Below are 22,218 nucleotides of genomic sequence, written 5' to 3' on the forward strand. Positions count from 1 at the left end.
TTCATCCTTCGTTCCGTTCTGAGAGGTCGGGGCGACGCAGGGGCGTCTCGGCATGCAGTCGCTCGATGATCTCGAGCACCGTGACGGCGTCCGCCGGGTCGACGGGCAGGGCGGCGTCGCCCCGGAGCGCGGCGGCGAGGGCGCGGTAGAAGGCGCCGTAGTCTCCGCGGCGCATCGGCAGCGGCTCCAGCGAACCCTCCACGCCGAAGAGCCCCCAGCGAGAAGCCGGCGTGACGCCGTAGTCCTCGTCGGCAGGCGACGCACCGGCAGCCAGCGCCGCCTCCTGTCCGTCCAGGCCGTGGCTCGTGTACCCGCTGAGTGAGCCGAGCACGTGGAATCGGGGGCCGAACTGCGGCGCGAGAGAGTTCATCCACAAGTGCGAGATGGTGCCCGACTCATGCCGCAGCGCGACGAAAGCGTCGTCGTCGGCGAGGCCGTCCGGCCGATTCACCGCCAGCTCGGCCGTCGCCTCTGCGACCGGGCCGAACAGCTGCACGGCCTGATCGATGAGGTGCGTGCCGAGATCGAACAGGATGCCGCCGCCCTGAGCCGCTGATGCCTCCGCCTTCCAGCTCGCCCGCACCTCGGGCTTGTACCACTCGAAGCGCGACTCGAAGCGACGCACCGCGCCGAGACGACCGGTCTCCACGAGATCCCGCACCGTCTGGAAGTCGCCGTCCCAGCGCCGGTTCTGGAACACCGTGATCCGCCGGCCGAGCTTCTGGGCGTGCGCGATCAGCGCGCGCCCCTCCTCGGACGTGGGCGTGAACGGCTTGTCGACGACGACGTCCAGGCCTGCATCGAGTGCGGCCGTCGCGATGCCGGCGTGCGTGGCCGGCGGTGTTCCGATCACGACGAGGTCGAGGTCGCCTGCGCCCGCGAGCATCTCCTCGACGGATGCGAGCACCCGGGCATCCGGATGCTGCGCCGCGGCCTCCGCCGCGCGGCCCGCGTCGCCGGTGACGATGACATCGAGCGAGAACGCCGGATCGGCTTCGAGGAACGGCGAGTGGAACACACGGCCGGAGGCTCCGTAGCCGATGACGGCGGTGCGGATCGGGTCAGCTGACGTCGTCGCCATCACAGCACCTCCGACAGGAAGAGGCGCAGGCGGTCGCTCTGCGGATCGTCGAAGATCTGCTCCGGCGTGCCCGCTTCGACCACTCGCCCCTCGTCCATGAAGACGACCTGGTCGGCGACCTTGCGCGCGAAGCCCATCTCGTGCGTCACGACGAGCATCGTCATGCCGCGCTGCGCGAGCTCAGCCATGAGGTTGAGCACGCCCTTGACCAGCTCGGGGTCGAGAGCACTGGTCGCCTCGTCGAAGAGCATGACCTCCGGCTCCATGGCCAGGGCACGGGCGATCGCGACGCGCTGCTGCTGCCCGCCCGACAGGTCGCGGGGGCGGTGATCTGCGCGCTCGGCCAGGCCGACTTCGGTGAGCCGTGCCAGGGCGATGCGCTCGGCCTCGCCCTTCGCCAGACGCTTCACATTGCGCAGCGCAAGAGCGACATTCTGCTGTGCCGTGTGGTCGGGGAACAGGTTGAAGTGCTGGAAGACGAGTCCCACCCGGCGGCGGAGCACATCGGGCTTCAGGGTCAGAGCGTCGTCATCTGCGAGTTGCACGCGACCGGCCTTGGGCTCGTGGAGGCGGTTCACTCCTCGCAGCAGCGTGGACTTGCCCGAGCCCGACGGCCCGATGATGCAGGTCGTGGTGCCGGGCTCGACGGTGAGGGAGACGTCGTTGATGACGTCGATGTCGCCGTAGGCCATGCGGAGGTTCTCGATCCGAAGCCGGGATCCCTCGTAGAAGCGACCCTCGGTGACGGGCTGGGGCGAGGTGTAGGTCATGTGTTCTCTCCACGGGTGTAGACCGGGCTGAGGGACTGCTCGGCGACCTCTTCGAGACCGCTCTTGGGCGGGGTGGGCTTGCGGCGGCCGGTGCGGAACCGGTTGTCGAAGTAGTTCACCAGGTGGGTCAGCGGCACGGTGATCACGAGGTAGAAGATGCCGGCCATCACCAGCGGTGACAGGTTGCCGGTCAGCACCGCGGCATCCTGGCCCACACGGAACAGCTCCCGCTCCGACACCAGCAGCCCGAGGAAGTACACCAGGGAGGAGTCCTTCACGATGGCGATGAACTGGTTCACCAGCGCCGGCAGGACCCGGCGGATGCCTTGCGGGACCACCACCAGGCGCATGGCCGAGCCGTAGCTCATGCCGAGGGCCCGGCAGGCCTCGAGCTGGCCACGCTCGACGGACTGGATGCCGGCGCGGAAGATCTCACCGATGTACGCGCCCGCGATCAGGCTCAGCGCCAGGATGCCGAGCGGGTATGGCGAGGGACCGAACATCTGCCGGCTGATCGAGGCGAACCCCTGCCCGATCAGCAGAATCGTCAGAATCGCGGGCAGGCCGCGGAAGACGTCGGTGTAGATGCGCGCGGGAACGCGCAGCCACGCGGTACGGGCGACGCCCATGACCGCGAGGATCATGCCGATGACGATGCCGAGCACTGTGGCGGCCACCGAGATGATCAGGGTGTTCACCAGCCCCGTGCCGAGCAGCTGCGGAAGAACCTTCCACATCGCCTCGAAATCGAGGAACGTCTTGATGAGCTTGTCGAGCCAGTCCATGAGGATCTCCTGTTCGAGGTGCGGGGCCACGTCGGCCGAGGCCCCGCACCGACGAGGCGATTACTCGCCGCCGCCCTCGCCCTGCTCGTCGCTGGGCAGGTACTGGTCGGGCATCGGGGAGCCCGGGAACCACTTCTCGTACAGCTCCTTCCAGGTGCCGTCCTCCATCGCATCGTGCAGAGCGTCGTTCAGCGCCTCCTTGAACTCGTCCTTGCCCTTCGCGATCGCGAAGCCGGCCGGCGCATCGAACGACGGGATGTCGATCGCGTTCTCCAGGCCGTACTGCTCGGCGTACTCCTTGGCAGCCTCGTAGTCGAGGAAGTGCGCGTCGACAGAGCCGCTGTTGACTGCGGAGATCGCCGAGTTGTTGTCCGGGAAGCGGACGAGTTCGGTGTCGGTGAAGTTCTTCACCGCGTACGCCTCCTGCAGGGTGCCCTGCACGACGCCGAGACGCTTGCCTGCGAGGCTCTCCTCGTCGGTGATGTCGCTGTCGGGGCTTGCCATCACCGTGAGGTAGCCGGCGAGGTACCCGTCCGAGAAGTCGACCGTCTGCTTGCGCTCGTCGGTGATGCCGATCGCGGCCACGCCGACATCGAACTGGCCGTTCGCGACGGCCGCGAGCAGGCCGGAGAAGTCCTGGCCGGTGAAGACGACCTTCTCGATGCCGATGCGGTTCGCCACGTCGGTGAACAGCTCGACGTCGAAGCCGGTGAACTCCCCGGACTCGTCGGTGAACGTGTAGGGCTTGGAGTCACCGAGGCTTGCCACTCGGATCTCGCCGGGGGTGATCAGCCCGTACGGGTTGTCTTTTGCAGCGTCGTCTCCCCCGCCGCCGGTCGAGGCGGAGGGCGAGCATGCGGCGAGCGCGATCGCGGCGGTGGCCGCGACGGCGGCCAGGGCCGTGCGGCGAAGTGTGGAGCGGATGCTCATGGTGTTCCTCTCTGAACTGCAGATCCACGGGGTGGGGGGGCTTGTGGTGAGACCGGTCTCAGCCTGTTACATTGAGACCGGTCTCAATTCGTTTCGATGGACGCTACACGGCTTCTGGTTCGGCGTCAACCGATAGGTTCGAGATCTGCGATCCCCCGCTGACGCGGAGACACGAGAGGGCGACATGAGCGAAACGGGAACCGGGCGCCGAGAGGCGACGGTCAGCGATGTCGCTCGGGTCGCGCGGGTGTCGAAGGCCACGGCGGCGCGGGCACTCGGCGACTACGGCGCCGTCAGCGACGCCGTACGCGACCGGGTGCAGAAGGCCGCGGATGAACTCGGCTACCGCCCCAACGCGCTCGCGCGCACCATGAGCACCGGACGGTCGCACACCCTCGGCATCATCATCGGAGACATCGAGAACCCGTTCTTCGCGAAGGCGACCCGCGGAGCGGCGGACGTCGCCGCCGAAGCCGGCTACGACCTCATCCTGTCGAATTCCGACGAGGAGCCGTCGGTCGAGGCGAAGGCTGTCGCCGTTCAGCTCGCCAAGCAGGTCGACGGTCTGCTCATCGCGCCGGCGTCGTCGCTCGAGCCCGGCAATCTGCAGCCCGTGCTCGACGCTGGCCGACCTCTCGTGCTCTTCGACCGCACGGTGCCTGGTGTCGACGTCGACGCGGTGATCACCGACAATCGCGCGGGCGCGCGGCGGCTCACAGAGCTGATGCTCGCCGCCGGCCACCGCCGGATCGCGTTCATCTCCACGCTCGCCCACGACGGCGCCTTCCGCACCGGAGAAGAGCTGTCGTCATCGGCGGTGGCCGACCGCGTCATCGGCTTCGTGGAGACGCTGGGCGCCGCGGGCATCGCGCACCCGGAATCCTTCGTCCACCTCAACGCGCGCCGCGACGGTGTCGACGTGCTCGCTGCCCGGCTCCTCGACGGCGAGGCCGCGGTGACGGCGATCATCGCCTCCGACAGCCTGATCGCGCTGGCGGTGTTCAAGGCCGCACAGGAGCGCGGTGTGCTGATCCCCCAGCAGCTGTCACTCGCGGGGTTCGATGACGCACCGTGGATGAGCCTGACCACCCCTGGCGTCACCGTGGTCGAGCAGCCCATCCACGAGATCGGCGCGCAGGCGACACGCACCCTGCTCCACCGCATCCGCGGCGACGGGCGTCCTCCTGAGACGACCGTGCTGGCTCAGACGCTCGTCGAGCGCGGGTCAGTGGCAGCACCGCCGGAGGGGTGAGCCGCGCCCCGCGTGGCGGGCGGAGCGGGGCATGGGACGAAGGCGGCGCGCCGGCATCTGCGAGCGCACCGCCTTCGACGATTCATCGGCCTCGGATGGCTGCCGTCGCGGCTGCGTCGACCGTGAAATCGTCCGTCACCACCACGCCGTAGTCCTGCTCGGCCGACCGTCGTGACACGAAGCCGTTGCGCACGTCGTGTGCGACGGCAGCGGGGTCTCGCCGCAGCGGATCGCCGTAGCCGCCACCGCCGCCCGTCTGGTTGACGAGCACATCTCCTGCGGCGAGCCGGTTGTAGCTGCCGCCCTGCACGACCTCCCGATCCGTGCCCGGGTTGAGAACCACCCTGTTCGGCTTGCCCTCCGACCCGCCGTCGATGGCCCACGGCTCCGTCTTCGTCTTGTAGACGAGGCAGATGCCCGTGGCGGGGGCTGTGAAGCGATACGACCGGCTCACGCCGACCCCGCCGCGGTGCTCCCCGGCACCACCTGTGTCAGGGCGGTAGCCGTAGTGATCGATGATCATCGAGGACTTCGCCTCGAGCACTTCGACCGGGTTGTTGCGACAGCCCGGCTCCGAGAGGTGCATGATCCCGTCCTCGCCGTCGTGGTGCGCGGTGCCGCCGAAGCCGACCGCCTCATTGGTCGCCTCCTGCCACGGCTCGCCGGTGCGCGGGTTGACGCCGAGGCCCATCATCGAGCACACGTCACCGCCCGAGCAGGCGGGAACCAGCTCCGGCATGCCCTGGGCGAGAGCCTTCAGGATGACCTCGCCGGCGAGCAGACCGGTCCACAGGGTGAAGGTCGGCATAGGCGGCACGGCGTGCATCACCGACCCCGGCACCGTGACCACCCGCAACGGGGCGAAGTTTCCCGCGACGACCGGGGAGTCCGGAGTCGTGAGCGACTTGAAGATGAGGCTCGACAGCGCCTCGGTCTGGCCGGGCGGCAGGTTGATGGGTCCTTCGACGTTCTCGGCGCTGCCTGTCCAGTCGACCACCATCTCCTCGTCCGTGACCGTCACCGTGCACTGCAGCTTGACGAGGTCGTCCTTGTTGATGCCGTCGTCGTCGACGTAGTCGACCGCGCTCCAGGTGCCCTTGGGCAGCTTGGCGAGCGCGAGCCTGGCGAGCCTCTCACCGTGCTCGTTGATGGTCACCATCGCCTCGGTGAGCGTGCGGACGCCGTACTTGTCCGCGAGCTCCTGCGTGCGGCGCACGCCCGTCACGCACGCCGACACCTGCGCCTGGATGTCGCCGATCGTGTGCTTCGGCATGCGGCTGTTGAACCGGATGATGTTGAACACATCCTCGTTGCGCTCTCCCCGTCGGTACAGCTTCGAGGCGGGGAGCATGAGTCCCTCCTGCGAGCGATCGGTCGAGTCGAGCACGTAGCCCGGGTCCTTCTGATTCAGGTCGGTCACATGCACACGGCAGGAGGCGAACCCGATCAGCTCGTCGTCCACATGGATCGGGGCGAAGACGAGCGGATCGAGGGTGTGGGCGCTCGACCAGTAGGGGAAGTTGATGATGAAGACGTCACCTGGCTCGATCGCGTCGGCGCCGAGGAACTCGACCGAGTGCTTGATGCCGGCATCGTTGCCCCTGGTGAAGACCGCGATGCCCGGCGCGTCCGCGACCACGTCGCCGTTGGCGTCGTGGATCCCGATGCCGTAATCGTGGATCTCGTAGACAACGGTGTTGTAGGCGGTGCGGCACAGGTTGCGCGCGACCTCCTCCGCGGCGGCCAGCAGGCCGTGCCTGATGATCTCGGTGGTGATGGCGTCGGCCACGTCAGGCCCCCTTCTTCGCGTACTGGATCGAGATGATGAGCTCGCCGTATGCACCGACCTCGAGTCGGTCGCCGGCGTGCAGCACAGTGGTCGCCGTGTGCTCGGTCACGACCACAGGCCCTTCGATGACGTCCCCGGCCATGAGCTCCTCGCGTGAGACCAGGCCGTACTCCGCTGTCTCGTCGCCGTCGAGCACGACCGTGCGCGTTCGCAGCTCGGGCCCTCCGCCTTCCGGACGGCGCGCCGCCTTCGGCAGATCCGGCTTGTCGACGACGCCGACCGCGCCGAGGCGCAGCGTCGTCGTCTCGATCGGGTCGTCCATGGTGTGACCGTACTGACGCAGGTGCAGGCGGTCGAACTCCGAGCGGATGGCCGCTCGGGGGTCCGTGCTGTCGTCCGGGTAATCGACCGTGACCGAGTGCTCCTGCCCGGAGTACCGCACTGCGACGACCCGATGGAAGAGCATGCGCGCGTCGTCGAAGCCCTCGGCGCGCAGCGTCTCACGCGCCTCCGCCTCCATGCCTGCGTAGAGCGCATCGGCCGCATCGGCGTCGAGCTCGTCGAGAGCCTGCAGGCTCGTGCGCGAGTAGTCGTGCTGCACGTCGGCCATCAGCATCCCGAGCGCAGAGAAGGCGCCCTGGCCCGGCGGCACGATCACCTCAGGGATCCCCAGCTCACGTGCAACATCGACAGCGACCAGCCCCCCTCCGCCACCGAAAGACAGCAGTGCGAAATCCTTGGGGTCGTGACCGAGCTCGATGGTGATGGCGCGCACCGCGCCCATGATCTTGGTGTTCGAGATCTTCACCATGCCCCGCGCCAGCTGGGTGACGCTCAGCCCCAGGGCCTCGGCGATCGGGCTGAGCGCTGTCAGCGACTTCTCCCGGTCGAGGGTGAGCTCGCCGCCGAGCGGGGTGTCCGTTCCGAGGTAGCCGATAGCGAGCGCGGCATCGGTGAACGTGGGCTCCGTACCGCCACGGCCGTATGCGGCCGGTCCAGGCATGGCGCCGGCGCTCTTCGGTCCGACCTGCAGGGCGCCGGCCTCATCGAGATAGCCGAGCGATCCGCCGCCGGCCCCGATCGTGTGGATGTAGAGCGAAGGCGTGTTGATCGGGAGCCCCTCGAACTCCGCACCGTGATACAGGACGGGGCTGCCGTCCTGCACCAGCGACGCGTCGAGGCTGGTGCCGCCCATGTCGATCGTGATGAGGTTGGGCCTGTCGATCAGCTTCGCGAAGGCGGCTGCACCGACGACACCGCCGGCAGGACCCGAGAGGATCAGGTTCACTGGCTGCTCGCGCGCGGCCGACGCGGTCATCGCCCCGCCTCCGGAGCGCGACATGAGGAAGCGCCCGTCGAAACCGCGCCGTTCGAGCTCGCCTTCCAGCGCCTTGAGATAGCTGCGCATGATGGGCTTGATGTAGGCATCCAGCACGGCGGTGCTCGTGCGCTCGTACTCCCGGTACTCGCGCGAGAGCTCGTGCGACAGGGTGACTTCGACTCCCGGTGCCTCCTCGACGAGGATCTCGCGCATGCGCAGCTCGTGAGCGGGGTTCGCATACGCGTGCAGGAAGGCGACCGCCACCGCGTCGTATCCGCGACGGAGGATCTCACGGGCGACATCGCGGGCGTCGTCGTCGTCGAACGGCGTCGCGACCGAGCCGTCGAACATGCTGCGCTCGGTCACCTCGAAGGTGTCGTACCGCTCGAGCAGAGCCTCCGGCTTGCGGTGGGCGATGTCGTACATCACCCGGCGGTCCGTTCGTCCGAGCAGGTAGACGTCTCGGAAGCCGCGCGTCGCGATCGTCGCGATGCGCGCACCCGTGCGGGTCAGCAGGGAGTTCAGTCCCAGGGTGCTGCCGTGGTTGAACGTCGAGACCACGGCCGGGTCGGCGTCGGCCTTCTCGAACGCGGCGAGCACCCCGGCCGTCGGTTCGCTCGGCGTGGTCGGCACCTTCTCGAAGCGGAGCTCGCCGGTCTCGGGCACGAGCTTCACCACGTCGGTGAATGTGCCTCCGACATCGATGGCGATTCGGACGTTCTCGGACATTGCAGGGGTCCTTCCATGAGGGATGGGTGATGTTTTCGGGCAGCCCGTCGAGACCCGGGGCGACCCGGGCCGTCTCCGGCAGAGCTGCGAGGAGGTGGTGCAGCTAGCGCTTGCCTCGCCCGGCCGCGGCGAGGCCGACCGCCGCGAGGATGATGAAGCCGGTCACCATGTCCTTGAGCTGGGGGTTCAGGTTCAGCAGATCGAAGCCGTTGCCGATCAGGGCGATGAGGAAGACGCCGGCCACCGACCGCCAGACCGCGCCGATGCCGCCGTAGATGCTCGTGCCGCCGAGGATCACCGCTGCGATCGCGCTCAGCTCGAGCCCGGCGCCGGCAAGCGGCTGTCCGGATGCGATCCGCGAGACACCGATCGCCGCGGCCGTGCCGGCCGCGAGACCGCTGATGACGAAGACCAGGATGCGCGTGCGATCCACGTGGATGCCGGAGAGCTCAGCCGCCTCCGCGTTGCCGCCGACGGCGTACACTCGGCGCCCGAACAGCGTCCGCGACAGCACGAACCAGAGGATCGCCACCACGACGATCATCACCAGCACCGCGATGAAGACGCCGCCGACACGGTTGCGCCCGAGAGCGGTGAACCCGGGTGTCGTCACGGTGATCAGGCTGCCTCCGGTGATGAGCACGGCGATCGTCGTGAAGATCATCGAAGACGCGAGCGTCGCGAGGAACGAGTGCACTCGAAGGCGGGTGATGACCGTGCCGTTGAAGGCCCCGAGGACGATGCCGATCACGGGCGCCGCCCCGAGGGCCAGCGCCACATTGCCCGTGGTCACCGCGAGCCACGCGGCCACGACCCCGGCCACGCTGTAGATCGCGCCGGTCGAGAGGTCGAAGTTCCCCGAGATGATCACGAACGTCCCGGCCGCGGCGATGATCACGAGCGGTGCGTTCTGGTTCAGGATGTTCACGATGTTGCCGAAGGTGAAGAACGACGGCGACAGGATCGCGAGCGCAACGAGCACGACGGCGAGCAGCAGCAGTACCGCGTACTCGATGACGAGTTCCTTCGCCGAGAACTTCCTGCGGGCGCGGGTTCGCGTCACGGTGGTGTTTGCGGCTTCCGTCATGCTGCCGGCTCCTGTCCGATGGTCACGTGGAAGAGCCGGAACAGCACTTCCTCCACAGTGGTCTGCTCGGGGATGATCTCCCCGAAGGTCTGGCCCTCCGAGACCAGGTAGGCGCGGTGGGCGAGCTCCATGATCTCCTCGTGCTCCGAAGAGATCAGCAGCACCCCGATGCCCTGCGCTGCGAGCCGGACGATGAGCTCGTAGATCGTCCGCTTCGCGCCGACATCGACGCCGCGTGTCGGCTCGTCGAGGATGATCAGCTTCGGCTGCGCGGCGAGTGCCTTCCCCAATAGGGCCTTCTGCTGATTGCCTCCCGAGAACCATCCGACGGGCAGTTCGATGTCGGGCGGCCGGATCTCGAGCGATTCAGCGAGATCCCGCGCGATGCGCTTCTCGCGCCTCCGGTCGATGACCCCGCCACGCGCGCGGGCCGGCAGGCTCGAGAGCCCGATGTTCTCGCGCACCGACCGCTGCAGCACCAGGCCGTCCTTATGGCGGTCCTCCGAGACGAGTACCAGTCCCGCGTCGATGGACTCCTTCGGCGTCCGGCGAACCCAGTCGCGGCCGTCGAAGCGGATCTCGCCCGAGACCACCTGGTCCAGGCCGAACACCGCACGCAGGCACTCGGTGCGCCCGCTGCCGACGAGACCGAGCATCCCGACGATCTCACCGGGGCGCACCTCGAAGCTCATCCGCTCGACGCCCGTCGCGGTGCGCAGATCCCGCACCGAGAGGAGCGGGTCGAGGAGTTGAGGTCGTAGCGGGCGATCCGGATACGCCTGATCCATCTCCCGGCCCAGCATCGAGGTCACCAGCTCATGCTTCGACACCGACGCCGCGTCGACGGTCTCGATGCGGCGACCGTCCCGCATCACCGTGATGCGGTCGGCGACCCCGAGAACCGAGTCGAGGAAGTGCGAGACGTAGATCACGCAGCAGCCGCGATCACGCAGCGTCCGCATCAGGTCCTCGAGCTGCTCCATCTCGTGCGCCGTCAGAGATGAGGTGGGCTCGTCCATCACGATGATCCGTGCGTCGCGGGCGAGGGCTCGCAGGATCTCGACCTTCTGCTGGTCGGCGATGCGCAGGTCACGCACCTTCTCCCCCGGGTCCAGGCCGAATCCCACCTGCGCGTCCAGCGCTTCGAATCGCTCTGCGACGTTGCGCCGCTCGATGCCGAAGCGGTGCTCCTCGGCACCGAGGAAGACGTTCTGTCCTACGGTCAGGTCGGGCACGAGCGCGAGCTCCTGCGCGATCATCACGATCCCCCGCCGCTGAGCGATCGCCGGGTTCCATCGGTCGACCACGGCGCCGTCGACCACGATCTCGCCGTGGTCGGCCGCATAGATGCCGGCGATCACCTTGCCGAGAGTCGACTTGCCTGCACCGTTCTCACCGACGAAAGCGTGGATCTCGCCCCCGCGGACGTCGAGCGACACACCGTCGAGCGCCTGGGTCGCGCCGAACCGCTTGCCCACTCCGCGCAGTTCGACCAGGACCGGCCCGCTGGCAGAATCCTGCATCGGATCAGCCGTTCCACTCACCGGTGAAGTCGGGCGCCGCATCGAGGTCCTCCTTGGTGACCATCGACGGGAGGTCGACGAGCGTGTCCGCGTCGACGACAGCCTCGACCTTCTCGCCGCGGAGCTTGTTGATCAGCTGCTCGAGCGCCGCCTCGCCCATGCTCACCGGGTAGTTCAGGTAGTCGTTCGTCCACTTCCCCTCGCGCACCGCCTTCACGGCCTCGGTGGTCCCGCCTCCGCCGGTGAGGAAGATGGAGGACGGGTCGATGCCTGCGTTCTCCAGGGCGATCTGCGCGCCCATCGTCTGCTGATCGGCGTTGCTCAGGATGCCGTTGATGTCCTTGTTCGCCTGCAGCAGGTTCGACACGGCCGTGAGCGACTTGTCGCGATCGTAGGCGCCCTCGACGGTGCCGACGATCTCGATGTTGTCGTGCGCGCCGAGCACGTCCTTCCACGCCGCGATCCGCGCGACGTCGAGCGGCGAGTTCAGGAGTCCTGCCAGCAGGCCGATCTTGCACGGATCGATGTCCTTGCAGTAATCGACGACGGTCTCGGCCTGGCGCTCGGCCCCCGCCGAGGGCGGCGAGGCCACGGTCGACACGACTCCCTCGGTCTGCGGCTCCATCTTGTCGATGTCGGGGCCGATCGGGTTCAGTACGGAGACGACGGGAATGTCATTGCCCAGTGGGAACGCTGCGGCGAGGCCCGGCCCGTCCTGCGGCACGACGATGACGCCGCTCGCCTGACCGGTCGTCCCGGCGTTCTGCAACTGGGACAGCTGCGTGTTGGCGTCGAACTGGCCGTCCTGGATCTTGGTCGTGATGCTGATGCCGAGCTCTTTCTCGAGCTCCTTCGCCTTGTTCTGCACACCCTCGTACACGGCCTGGTTGTAGCCGTTCTGAGACGAGGACGCGAGGAACACTATCGAGAAGCCGTCGCCGTCACCGGCCCCGCCGCCGTCAGCACTGCAGGCGGCGAGGGAGACGCCGAGCGCGAGCACGCCGGCGCCGGCGATGATCCGTGGGAGGTGCGTCATTGCATTCTTCTTTCGTGAGGGGTTCGGGTGGGCTCAGATCTCGGTTCTGGATGCGCGGTGGTCGACCTCGTACAGCCGCCCGACCCCGATCCGGGCGTCGGCGAGCAGTGCCGACAGCTCAGGGGCGGTGCGCCCGCGATTCGGGTGGTCGAGCCACTCCTGATACGCGGCCTCATCGGGCCACACAGCCGTCACGATGATCTCGCCCGATCCGTCGATCGCCGTGGCGATCTCCGAGCTGACGGCACGGGTCAGGTCGAGTGATTCCTGCAGAATCGCCTCGCGGCGGTAGAGCTCCAGCACGGAATCCGCCTGCTCTGGTGAGGTGTGCAGGGTCAGGACTGAGCGGATCATCAGGTCTCGTACTCCATTGTCTCGATCGTCTGGTGCGGCGGTGCGGCTCGGTCGATCCGCGACGCTGCTCCATGAAACTATCCACCCTCCGTTTCGCGTCTCTGTGCATGTTGCATATTGCGGAGGCATCCCGAAATGCAAAAGAATGAAATCGCTGAGTTTCGGGCGGAGCTACCGGCTACCCGAAACAGGAATCGCAAGGGAGCGGATGCATGCGCGTCGGGATCGCAGTGCAGGAACGGCGCGTCGCCGCCGCACTGCTGCGCCCCGACGGATCGCATTCGATGCTGGTGGACGCCGTCACCGGCGCCGGGATCGAGCGGTCCGTCGACCGGCTGCTCGATCGGATCGCGCACTCTGGTGACACGGTGTCGTCGATCGCGTTCGACCTGAGCGACGTGCTGCACCGCACGGAGGGCGCGCCGCTCGCGCTCGTCCGCATCGCGCCGAGGCCCCCTGTGGCCCTCGAAGATGAGCCTCGCGCCGGCGATGCGCCCATCCTTCATGTCCGCGGTGGGCACACCACGCTCGGCGAGGAGCTCGCGCCGTTCGACGCGGACGGCTTCCGGGCGGCCGCCGCAGGGATCCCGGCAGGATCCCGCGTCGTGATCACGAGCGTCGGCGCGCTCGTGAACCCCTCGCACGAACTCGCCGCAGGAGAGATCCTGCTCGAACACGGCGGACCGCTGAACGTGGTGTTCTCGCACGCCTTCGACAGCAACTCGTTCGCGACGCGGGAGCACACCGCGATCCTCAACGACGCGCTCGTGCCCGACGCCGAGACGCTCGCCACCTCACTCGCACTCGTCTCAGGGCGCCGGTTTCCCGAGGCCCGACTCTCCGTCACGCGGAACGACGGCGGCCGTGTGCCGCTCAGCCGGCTCCCGGCCGAGCCCATCCACTCGGCCTTCTCGGGCGCTCCGGTCGAGTTCCTCGGGGCGGCGGCGCTCTGCGGGCTCGATGACGGCGATCTCCTGCTCGCGACCGAAGACGGCCTCACCCTGGGGACGCTGCGCGCGGGTGCCCCCGCCGTGATCCCGCGGCTGCGCTGGGATCACACCCGCCTGTCGACGCAGGCCGCGCACCTCGTTCCGGCGACCGAGATCCTGCTCCACGGACGGACGCCAGCTCCCCGGCTCGTCCGCGTGGCCGGAGCGCCGCTGCCCATCTGGCTCGACGACGAAGGAGCGGTGGAGACCGAGGACGACCTGCGGGCGCTCGGAGCCGCCTGCGCGCCGCTCTCCGACTGGGCACTAGGGACCGTCGGCGCCGTGAACGCGGCAGAGATGGCGCAGGAACTGCAGGCGGCCGAAGCACGGGTCCGTGGCAGGCTCGCAGCGTTCGGGGCGCTGCCTTCGTCCGTTCGCATCCTGGAGTCGCAGCTCGTGGCCACGACCTACGAGCACGCGCGGGTCGTCTCGGTGCGCGTCAGGGGCGTGGCCGGAGATCCCGTGGGAGGCCTGCTCGACAGGGGGGTGCGCCGTGCAGCTCAGCGCTGACGACGTCCGGCACCTGCGCACCGGCGCACTCTTCCTGGCCTGCGCCGCCGATCCTGAGTGGTGCGATGAGCAGCAGGATCGGATCCTCGCGCGCATGGCGAGCGGCGATGAGGCACCAGAGCTGCTCGGCGTCGAGGACCTCGCCGGGGACGCGCTCGTCGCCGCCGTCGGCTTCGTCAACAACGGGCTCCCGCTGTCGGAGCTACGCCCGGCCGGCGACGAGTTCGTCAGCAGCGTCGAGCTGCTCGAACGCGAGCTGGGGAAGCGCATCGAGGGCCTGTTCCCGCTCGCGGCGGCGAACGTGAATTCGATGGTTCCTCTGCTCACCGGGATGCAGCTCGGGCGTCCCGTCGTGGATGCCGATCCGATGGGCCGGGTCTTCCCCCTGCTGTTCCAGTCGGTGTTCACGCTTGCCGGCCTTCCTGCGGGCCCGCTGGCCGCGACGGGGCCCGTCGGCGAATCGGCGCTCCTCCGGGTGCGCGAGCCGCGACGGGCGGAGCGTCTGGTCAGAGCGCTGGCCGAGGAGTTCGGCGGTTGGTCGGCCACGGCGCTCTACCCCATGACCGCAAGGGATCTTGCGCGGACGGGGGTGCTCGGCAGTGTGTCGCGGATGGTGCGCATCGGGAGGATCCTCGACTCCGACGCGACGACGGGCGAGAAGCACCAGCAGCTCCGCCGAAGCGAGGGCGTGCGCCGGATCATCCGGGCGCGGGTCGCAGATGTCGCGGGGCTCTCCCGTCCCGCGCCCGCCGGCGAGCCCGACCATCCCTCCAGCGTCGTGCTCATCGAGGAGTCACAGGGTCGCTTCGTGCAGCTGGAGATTCAGAACGAGCTGCTTCTGCTCATGGTCGACGGCACGCCGGAGGCGGTGATCCCCGACATCATCACGATGCTGCATCCGGATGACGGTCGCGTCGCCAGCCTCGACGATCTGTGGGTGGGCAACACCCTCGACCTCGTCGTCCTCCCGGCCGCCGCACAGTGGTACACGCCGGATGGCCGCCGCCTGGCCGCTCCAGAGACACTGCATTCGCTGCTCCCCGACCGTGGAAGAGGCCCGAGATGAACCGATCGTCTGCGGGAGCCGTCGAGCTGCGCGACCTGATCGATGCCCGCGAGCTCACCGGACTCTCTGTGCTGCACCTCGTCTCGGAACGCAGTCCCGTTCGAGACCTGGCCCTGGTCTCCGACTTCGAGGACATCGGAGCGGTCGGACCCGACACGGTGGTGCTGCTCGCGCGAGGCGCCGCGCGCGGAGGCTGGATGATCTCGGCGGCCCTGCGCTACGCGTGGGAGCGGCGGGCATGCGCGCTCATCGTCCCCGAGCAGCCGTTCACCGCATCCGTCATCGAACTGGCGAAGCGGCTGGAGGTCTCACTGCTCACCACCCGTCGCGACATGACCCGCCTCGCGATCGACGCGGCCATCCGGATCGGCGCCGCACGAGCCGAGGCGATGGTGCGTGTGCGTGCCGTCGTCGACCGCCTGGCCGATGTGCCCGGCCCCGCGCAGGCGATCGCGTTGCTCTCGGACGAGCTCGGTGGTGCCGAGGTGTGGATCGAATCGTCGGGGGCTCGCACCCTCGCATCGCCGACGCCTGCGGGCATCGACTCCGCATCGCAGCGTGCACCGCTGGTGAGGGCGCGCCTCGGGATGGGCGCAGAGGGGCCGGACGCGGATTCCGACCTGCTTCTGGCCAGGGTCCCCGCACAGGCCGTGGTGTTCGGCGAGCAGTTGCTCGCCGGAGCAGCGCCCTCGGTCAGGGCGCTGCTGCTCGAGCAGAGACTCACGGCGACCCGCTCGTCGCTGCCGGCGATCTCGATCACCGCCCTCACGGGCTCCGCTTCCGTCACGTCATTCGAGGAACCGGAGGCGGGAAAGACCACAGCCTGGCCACAGGCGCCCCTCGACGGTTCCTTCTTCGCCGTATGCCTGCTCACGTCCGAGCCGGACCGCGTGGGTGCACTCGTCCATCAGCTCTGGCTGATGGCTTTTCCCGAAGCCCCGCTCGCCCGGTTCGACGGTGGCTGGATCGGGTTCCTGCCCGCGGAGGATCCCAGCCAGCGCACCAGGGCACTGGAGAGAGTGAGAAGCGGGTTCGTGCGCGCCGCGGGAGTCCCGATCACCGGAGGCTCTTCGCGCATCCACCGCTCCCCTGCCGAGGCGCGGTACGCCGTCCGGGAGGCGTGGCTGGCTGCGCGACTGGCAGACCCCTGCACGGCGACGGCCGACGGGCCGGGCACCGATGCCTTCGTGGAATTCGAGTCCGCACCTCTCCGCCTGCTGAGCCGCCTCGTTCCGCTCGACCTCGCCGAGCAGCTCGTCGCAGCGCTGTTCCCCCGCCTGCTCGCCGACCCGTCGGCGCCTCGCCTCATCGAGGCGGTGATCGGCTACCTGTCGGCGAACGGGTCGGTGTCGACCGCCGCCGCACGCCTCGGCCTGCACCGCAACACCGTGCAGTCGAGGCTCCACCGCGCGGCAGAGCTCGACGTCGACCTCACCGAGCCTGCGAACGTGCTGCCGATCCACCTGCTCTTCGAGGCCGTCCGGCGCAGTGAGTCGCCGTCTCTCGAGAGCGACCGCTGAGCGCGAGCTTCGGGGTGGCTTAGACCCGGGTACCGAGTTCGAGAGCTACCGGTCTTGACGCATCTCGGCATGGAGCAGACCGCTCTCCCGCTGCCCTCTGTGCACAGTCCAGCCGAGCACGAACATCGGCCCCGTGTATGGCGCGGCCCGAGATGGTCGGCGTGTGAAGAGAGAGTCGAAGGTGGCGTCGTTGATCGACGCCACCCCTCGAGCGGTCAGTCGACCAGAGGTGAGGAGACCTCCAGCTTGTCGTTGTCGATGAGCCATTTGACGGACTCGAAGACCGTGTCCGCGGCGGAGTGCTGAGGGACGTAGCCGAGGAGGCGATGTGCCTTCTCGGTGGTGACGAAATGGCTGCGGACGAGATGGTCCCAGCTGAGGTCCGCGTTTCTCGCCCCGACATCGGCTCGGAACTCGTCCCAGGTGACGGATTCCAGCGTCGCGGACTTGCCGAACCAGGAGGCTGCCGCCGCCGCGTAGCCGCGGACGGTGAGGGCGTCATTCGCGGTGATGAAGAAGTCTTCTCCCGAAGCCGCCTCGCGGTTGTTCACGGCGAGCTCGAAAGCGAGGGCAACGTCATCGGCGTGCACGTGTGCCATCGACTCCGCACCGAGCCCAGGGATGGGCAGCGCTTCGCCGGCGGCGAGCTTCTGCCAGACGCGAGCGTCAAGGTTTCCGGTCGGTCCGATGGGCTCCCAGCCGGGCCCGCTGATGTGGCCCGGGTGGATGGTCGTTGTGGCCACTCCGCTCTCCGCGGTCTCTGCCTTGAGCATGCGAGCGATGTCGTGCTTGGCAACGCCGTACTCGCCGAACGGCGCGGGGGCGTTGTCCTCGGACATCGGAAGCACTTGACTGGGACCGGCTCGCCAGATGGATCCGCAGAACAGGTAGTGGCCGACGTTTCCGCGCAAGCGCTCCACGAGCGTCGTGGCGGATTCGAGCGTGAAGCATACGAGGTCGATGACGACGTCGGCGCTCAGCTCGACGACACGGTCGGCGAATACGCCCTGCGCGTCTTCCTTCTCCCGGTCTGCGGCCACTTGGGCAACGTGCCGCCACTCGGCGGAGTCCGTGTAGGGCTCGGAGGTGCCTCGGCTGATGTTGATCACCTCGTGTCCGGCTCGCACAAGTCGAGGGATGAGGAAGGATCCGATGTGGCCCGAGCCACCGATGACCAGCACACGCATGAGTTGTCTCCTACTGGTTCGTCGTGGGGATGGCGTCGTCGTCCGCGGTCTGTGCGAGGCGGACGGTGGTGTCGGAAGCATATCCAGTACCGGTGAGATCTGTACCGATCGGCGTCATCCGACGCGGCACTGATCGCTCAGCCGACCGGCTGCAGAAGAGAGGGATCAGTGGTGGCGACGGGTCGGGAGTTGTTGACCCTGCAGTCGACGATGTGTTCCCGGATGGTGCTCGCGACGTCCGATGAGGTGTGCTCGAGCATCGCGAGAGCCTCGACCTTCGCGGTGCCGGTGAGCTTCTCCGGCGACAGCCACACAAAATGGCCATGGAGCGGCGTCCTCGCTGAAGTCGCAAGAAGGGCCGCGGAATTGAACAATTCCGCGGCCCTTCTTAGGTCACACATGGCTTGTGAAGGATCACAGCCGATCTACGGACAGATCAGAAGTCCCAGTCGTCGTCTTCCGTGGCCTCGGCCTTGCCGATGACGTACGACGAACCCGACCCCGAGAAGAAGTCGTGGTTCTCGTCGGCGTTCGGCGACAGGGCCGAGAGGATCGCCGGGTTCACGTTGGTGACCGTCGAGGGGAACATCGGCTCGTAGCCGAGGTTCATCAGCGCCTTGTTGGCGTTGTAGTGCAGGAACTTCTTGACGTCCTCGGTCAGGCCGACGCCGTCGTAGAGGTCCTGCGTGTACTGCACCTCGTTCTCGTAGAGCTCGAACAGCAGGTTGAAGGTGTAGTCCTTCAGCTCCTGACGGCGCTCCTCGGTCTCGTTCTCGAGCCCCTTCTGGAACTTGTAGCCGATGTAGTAGCCGTGCACGGCCTCGTCACGGATGATGAGGCGGATGAGGTCGGCCGTGTTCGTCAGCTTCGCCTTCGACGACCAGTAGATCGGCAGGTAGAAGCCCGAGTAGAACAGGAACGACTCGAGCAGCGTCGATGCGATCTTGCGCTTGAGCGGGTCGTCGCCACGGTAGTAGTCGACGATGATCTGCGCCTTCTTCTGCAGATTCTGGTTCTCGACCGACCAGCGGAACGCCTCGTCGATCTCCTTCGTCGAGCACAGGGTCGAGAAGATCGACGAGTAGCTCTTTGCGTGCACCGACTCCATGAACGCGATGTTGGTGTACACCGCCTCTTCGTGCGGGGTGATCGCGTCGGGGATCAGCGAGACCGCACCCACGGTGCCCTGGATCGTGTCGAGCAGCGTGAGTCCCGTGAACACCCGCATGGTGAGCAGCTGCTCGTCGGGCGTCAGCGTGTTCCACGACTGCACGTCGTTCGACAGCGGCACCTTCTCGGGCAGCCAGAAGTTGTTCACGAGCCGGTTCCAGACCTCGAGGTCCTTCTCGTCCTCGATGCGGTTCCAGTTGATCGCCTGCACGTGGTCGACCAGCGTGAGCTTCGGTGAGGGAGTCAATTCATCGTTCCTGTTCTCAAAATCCCGGATCAGCGGATCACAGCATGCAGCTGACGCACTCGGTCATGTCGGTGCCCTCGAGCGCGAGCTGGCGAAGACGGATGTAGTAGATCGTCTTGATGCCCTTGCGCCATGCGTAGATCTGCGCCTTGTTGATGTCGCGGGTGGTGGCGGTGTCCTTGAAGAACAGCGTCAGCGACAGGCCCTGATCGACGTGCTGCGTCGCGGCGGCGTACGTGTCGATGACCTTCTCGTAGCCGATCTCGTACGCGTCCTGGTAGTACTCCAGGTTGTCGTTCGTCATGAACGGCGCCGGGTAGTAGACGCGACCGAGCTTGCCTTCCTTGCGGATCTCGACCTTCGAGGCGATCGGGTGGATCGACGACGTCGAGTTGTTGATGTACGAGATCGATCCGGTGGGCGGCACAGCCTGCAGGTTCTGGTTGAAGATGCCGTGCTTCTGGATGCTGTCGCGCAGCTCGATCCAGTCCTGCTGCGTCGGGATGAACTTGCCGGCGAAGAGCTCCTTGACCTTCTCCGTCTCGGGCACCCACGCCTGGTCGATGTACTTGTCGAAGAACGTACCCGACGCGTAGGTCGAGTCCTCGAAGCCGTCGAAGGTCTCGCCACGCTCGATGGCGAGCTTGTTCGACGCCTTCAGCGCGTGGAACAGCACGGTGTAGAAGTAGATGTTCGTGAAGTCGATGCCCTCTTCCGAACCGTAGAAGACGCGCTCGCGAGCGAGGTAGCCGTGCAGGTTCATCTGGCCGAGACCGATGGCGTGCGAGCGGTCGTTGCCGTCTTCGATCGAGCGCACCGAGGTGATGTGGCTCTGCGTGCTGACGGCGGTCAGCGCGCGGATCGCCGTCTCGACGGTCTTGCCCAGGTCATCGGCGTCCATCGCCAGGGCGATGTTCATCGAGCCGAGGTTGCACGAGATGTCCTTGCCGATCTGGTCGTACGACAGGTCGTCGTTGTACGAGGTCGGGGTGTTCACCTGCAGGATCTCGCTGCACAGGTTCGACATGTTGATGCGGCCCTTGATCGGGTTCGCCTTGTTCACCGTGTCCTCGAACATGATGTACGGGTAGCCCGACTCGAACTGGATCTCGGCGAGGGTCTGGAAGAACTCGCGCGCGTTGATCTTCGTCTTCTTGATGCGCGAGTCGTCGACCATCTCGTGGTACTTCTCGGTCACCGAGATGTCGCCGAAGGGCACGCCGTACACGCGCTCGACGTCGTACGGCGAGAACAGGTACATGTCCTCACCCTTCTTGGCGAGCTCGAACGTGATGTCGGGCACGACGACACCGAGCGAGAGCGTCTTGATGCGGATCTTCTCGTCGGCGTTCTCGCGCTTGGTGTCGAGGAAGCGCATGATGTCGGGGTGGTGCGCGTTGAGGTAGACGGCACCGGCACCCTGACGGGCACCCAGCTGGTTGGCGTAGCTGAAGCTGTCTTCGAGCAGCTTCATCACGGGGATGATGCCGGACGACTGGTTCTCGATCTGCTTGATCGGCGCACCCGACTCGCGGATGTTCGACAGCAGCAGCGCGACGCCGCCGCCGCGCTTCGACAGCTGCAGCGACGAGTTGATGCCGCGGGCGATCGACTCCATGTTGTCTTCGATGCGCAGCAGGAAGCAGCTGACGAGCTCGCCGCGCTGCGCCTTGCCTGCGTTGAGGAAGGTCGGGGTGGCCGGCTGGAAGCGGCCAGAGATGATCTCCTCGACGAGGTCGATGGCGACCTGCTCGTCGCCCTCGGCGAGCGCGAGGGCGGTCATCACGACGCGATCCTCGAAGCGCTCGAGATAGCGCTTGCCGTCGAACGTCTTCAGCGTGTAGCTCGTGTAGTACTTGAAGGCGCCGAGGAAGGTCTCGAAGCGGAACTTCTTCGAGTAGGCCAGGTCGTTGAGCTTCTGGATGAAGTCGAACGAGTACTGCTCGATGACAGCGCCTTCGTAGTACTGCTTCTCGACGAGGTAGTCCAGGCGCTCCTTGAGGGAGTGGAAGAACACCGTGTTCTGATTGACGTGCTGCAGGAAGTACTCGCGTGCGGCGCGCTTGTCGGCGTCGAACTGGATCTTGCCGTTCGCGTCGTACAGGTTGAGCATCGCGTTGAGCGCGTGATAGTCGAGCCCCTCGTACGCGGGGTTCATCTTGAACTCGACTGCGTCTGTCACTGTCGCTTCCACCATCGTTCCAATCCGTCGCTTACGCGATCGACGTCGTCCTGCGTGCCGAATACCTCGAACCGATACAAGTGCGGCACGTTGCACTTTCGGCTGATGATCTCGCCGGCGAGGCAGAACGCCTCGCCGAAGTTCGTGTTGCCCGCGGAGATCACTCCGCGGATGTGGCGCCGGTTGCGCTCATCGTTGAGGAACCGGATGACCTGCTTGGGGACCGCCCCCTTCTCCTCGCCGCGCCCCTGCCCGCCCCCGTAGGTCGGGGTGACGAGGACGAACGGCTCGTCGATGACGAGCGGATCCTCGGTGCGGTGCAGGGGGATGCGACGGGCGGGCAGTCCGAGCTTCTCGATGAATCGTGCGGTGTTGCCGGACACGCTCGAGAAGTAGACCAGGAGCGGCACCGCGGTCGCGACAGCGCTCATGGTCGGCGGCTTACGCGAGACGGGCGGCGAGCTCGTCGATCTTGTCGGGACGGAAGCCCGACCAGTGGTCCTCGTCGGTGACGACGACGGGCGCCTGCATGTAGCCGAGCGCCTTGACCTGCTCGAGCGCCGAGGCGTCCTCAGAGAGGTCGTGGATCTCGTACTCGATGCCCTTGGCGTCGAGGGCGCGGTAGGTCGCGTTGCACTGCACGCAGGAAGGCTTGGTGTAGACCGTGATCGACATGGTGATGTCTGATTC

Annotated in this window: 20 protein-coding genes; 4 read left to right on the forward strand and 16 right to left on the reverse strand. The window is 67.2% G+C overall.

Features of this window, described 5'->3' with window-relative positions; translation table 11 throughout:
- Nucleotide 1: 1 nt before the first annotated feature.
- From JOE67_RS03790 to JOE67_RS03805, 4 genes are read right to left on the reverse strand one after another with little or no spacing between them, the layout of a single operon-like run.
- The gene (locus JOE67_RS03790) at nucleotides 2-1,081 is read right to left on the reverse strand and encodes a Gfo/Idh/MocA family protein (protein ID WP_204974219.1); all 1,080 of its coding nucleotides are present in this window, start codon (nucleotides 1,079-1,081) and stop codon (nucleotides 2-4) included.
- The gene (locus tag JOE67_RS03795; RefSeq protein ID WP_204974220.1) at nucleotides 1,081-1,851 is read right to left on the reverse strand and encodes an amino acid ABC transporter ATP-binding protein; all 771 of its coding nucleotides are present in this window, start codon (nucleotides 1,849-1,851) and stop codon (nucleotides 1,081-1,083) included. The genes JOE67_RS03790 and JOE67_RS03795 overlap by 1 nt, the downstream gene beginning before the upstream one ends.
- Nucleotides 1,848-2,636 carry an amino acid ABC transporter permease gene (locus tag JOE67_RS03800; RefSeq protein WP_204974221.1) on the reverse strand — a complete coding sequence of 263 codons (789 nt, stop codon included), beginning with the start codon at nucleotides 2,634-2,636 and terminating at the stop codon, nucleotides 1,848-1,850. Before JOE67_RS03800 ends, JOE67_RS03795 begins: the two co-directional genes overlap by 4 nt.
- 60 nt (nucleotides 2,637-2,696) lie before the next feature.
- Nucleotides 2,697-3,566, reverse strand: a complete 870-nt coding sequence (locus JOE67_RS03805) for an ABC transporter substrate-binding protein (protein WP_204974222.1) — start codon at nucleotides 3,564-3,566, stop codon at nucleotides 2,697-2,699.
- 184 nt (nucleotides 3,567-3,750) lie between these two features.
- Here JOE67_RS03805 and JOE67_RS03810 point away from each other — a divergent pair, with 184 nt between their 5' ends.
- Nucleotides 3,751-4,818, forward strand: a complete 1,068-nt coding sequence (locus tag JOE67_RS03810; protein WP_204974223.1) for a LacI family DNA-binding transcriptional regulator — start codon at nucleotides 3,751-3,753, stop codon at nucleotides 4,816-4,818.
- Between the two features lie 82 nt (nucleotides 4,819-4,900).
- Here the strand turns inward: JOE67_RS03810 and JOE67_RS03815 are convergent, their stop codons facing one another.
- The 6 genes from JOE67_RS03815 to JOE67_RS03840 all read right to left on the reverse strand — a co-directional run bounded on the left by JOE67_RS03815 (nucleotide 4,901) and on the right by JOE67_RS03840 (nucleotide 12,657).
- Entirely contained in the window at nucleotides 4,901-6,607 is a 1,707-nt protein-coding gene (locus tag JOE67_RS03815) for a hydantoinase B/oxoprolinase family protein (protein WP_204974224.1), read from the reverse strand.
- 1 nt (nucleotide 6,608) lies between these two features.
- On the reverse strand, nucleotides 6,609-8,657 hold the full coding sequence (locus JOE67_RS03820) for a hydantoinase/oxoprolinase family protein (RefSeq protein ID WP_204974225.1): 2,049 nt from the start codon (nucleotides 8,655-8,657) through the stop codon (nucleotides 6,609-6,611).
- A gap of 103 nt (nucleotides 8,658-8,760) precedes the next feature.
- Nucleotides 8,761-9,744 (reverse strand): ABC transporter permease, encoded by a 984-nt coding sequence (locus JOE67_RS03825; RefSeq protein WP_204974226.1) that lies wholly within the window; start codon nucleotides 9,742-9,744, stop codon nucleotides 8,761-8,763.
- Nucleotides 9,741-11,267, reverse strand: a complete 1,527-nt coding sequence (locus tag JOE67_RS03830) for a sugar ABC transporter ATP-binding protein (RefSeq protein WP_204974227.1) — start codon at nucleotides 11,265-11,267, stop codon at nucleotides 9,741-9,743. Before JOE67_RS03830 ends, JOE67_RS03825 begins: the two co-directional genes overlap by 4 nt.
- A 4-nt stretch (nucleotides 11,268-11,271) precedes the next feature.
- The gene (locus JOE67_RS03835) at nucleotides 11,272-12,303 is read right to left on the reverse strand and encodes a sugar ABC transporter substrate-binding protein (protein WP_204974228.1); all 1,032 of its coding nucleotides are present in this window, start codon (nucleotides 12,301-12,303) and stop codon (nucleotides 11,272-11,274) included.
- A gap of 33 nt (nucleotides 12,304-12,336) precedes the next feature.
- The gene (locus JOE67_RS03840) at nucleotides 12,337-12,657 is read right to left on the reverse strand and encodes a putative quinol monooxygenase (protein WP_204974229.1); all 321 of its coding nucleotides are present in this window, start codon (nucleotides 12,655-12,657) and stop codon (nucleotides 12,337-12,339) included.
- A gap of 212 nt (nucleotides 12,658-12,869) precedes the next feature.
- Here JOE67_RS03840 and JOE67_RS03845 point away from each other — a divergent pair, with 212 nt between their 5' ends.
- From JOE67_RS03845 to JOE67_RS03855, 3 genes are read left to right on the forward strand one after another with little or no spacing between them, the layout of a single operon-like run.
- Nucleotides 12,870-14,156 carry a hydantoinase/oxoprolinase family protein gene (locus JOE67_RS03845; RefSeq protein WP_204974230.1) on the forward strand — a complete coding sequence of 429 codons (1,287 nt, stop codon included), beginning with the start codon at nucleotides 12,870-12,872 and terminating at the stop codon, nucleotides 14,154-14,156.
- Complete coding sequence (locus JOE67_RS03850) at nucleotides 14,140-15,222, forward strand: S-methyl thiohydantoin desulfurase domain-containing protein (RefSeq protein ID WP_204974231.1); 1,083 nt, start codon at nucleotides 14,140-14,142, stop codon at nucleotides 15,220-15,222. Before JOE67_RS03845 ends, JOE67_RS03850 begins: the two co-directional genes overlap by 17 nt.
- A complete protein-coding gene (locus tag JOE67_RS03855; RefSeq protein WP_204974232.1) occupies nucleotides 15,219-16,742 on the forward strand; it encodes a helix-turn-helix domain-containing protein in 1,524 nt (507 codons plus the stop codon). The genes JOE67_RS03850 and JOE67_RS03855 overlap by 4 nt, the downstream gene beginning before the upstream one ends.
- Before the next feature lie 215 nt (nucleotides 16,743-16,957).
- Here JOE67_RS03855 and JOE67_RS03860 read toward each other — a convergent pair whose 3' ends face one another.
- From JOE67_RS03860 to nrdH, 6 genes are all read right to left on the reverse strand, one after another.
- On the reverse strand, nucleotides 16,958-17,929 hold the full coding sequence (locus JOE67_RS03860; RefSeq protein WP_204974233.1) for an NAD-dependent epimerase/dehydratase family protein: 972 nt from the start codon (nucleotides 17,927-17,929) through the stop codon (nucleotides 16,958-16,960).
- Nucleotides 17,930-18,066: 137 nt separating this feature from the next.
- The gene (locus JOE67_RS03865) at nucleotides 18,067-18,243 is read right to left on the reverse strand and encodes a hypothetical protein (RefSeq protein WP_204974234.1); all 177 of its coding nucleotides are present in this window, start codon (nucleotides 18,241-18,243) and stop codon (nucleotides 18,067-18,069) included.
- Nucleotides 18,244-18,365: 122 nt separating this feature from the next.
- Entirely contained in the window at nucleotides 18,366-19,346 is a 981-nt protein-coding gene (gene nrdF, locus JOE67_RS03870) for a class 1b ribonucleoside-diphosphate reductase subunit beta (protein ID WP_101188904.1), read from the reverse strand.
- Nucleotides 19,347-19,383: 37 nt separating this feature from the next.
- On the reverse strand, nucleotides 19,384-21,543 hold the full coding sequence (nrdE, locus tag JOE67_RS03875; protein ID WP_204974235.1) for a class 1b ribonucleoside-diphosphate reductase subunit alpha: 2,160 nt from the start codon (nucleotides 21,541-21,543) through the stop codon (nucleotides 19,384-19,386).
- A complete protein-coding gene (gene nrdI, locus JOE67_RS03880; protein ID WP_204974236.1) occupies nucleotides 21,525-21,959 on the reverse strand; it encodes a class Ib ribonucleoside-diphosphate reductase assembly flavoprotein NrdI in 435 nt (144 codons plus the stop codon). Before nrdI ends, nrdE begins: the two co-directional genes overlap by 19 nt.
- Nucleotides 21,960-21,969: 10 nt before the next feature.
- Nucleotides 21,970-22,203 carry a glutaredoxin-like protein NrdH gene (nrdH, locus tag JOE67_RS03885; protein WP_182253815.1) on the reverse strand — a complete coding sequence of 78 codons (234 nt, stop codon included), beginning with the start codon at nucleotides 22,201-22,203 and terminating at the stop codon, nucleotides 21,970-21,972.
- Nucleotides 22,204-22,218: the final 15 nt, after the last annotated feature.

Source organism: Microbacterium esteraromaticum, assembly GCF_016907315.1.
GTDB lineage: Bacteria > Actinomycetota > Actinomycetes > Actinomycetales > Microbacteriaceae > Microbacterium > Microbacterium esteraromaticum.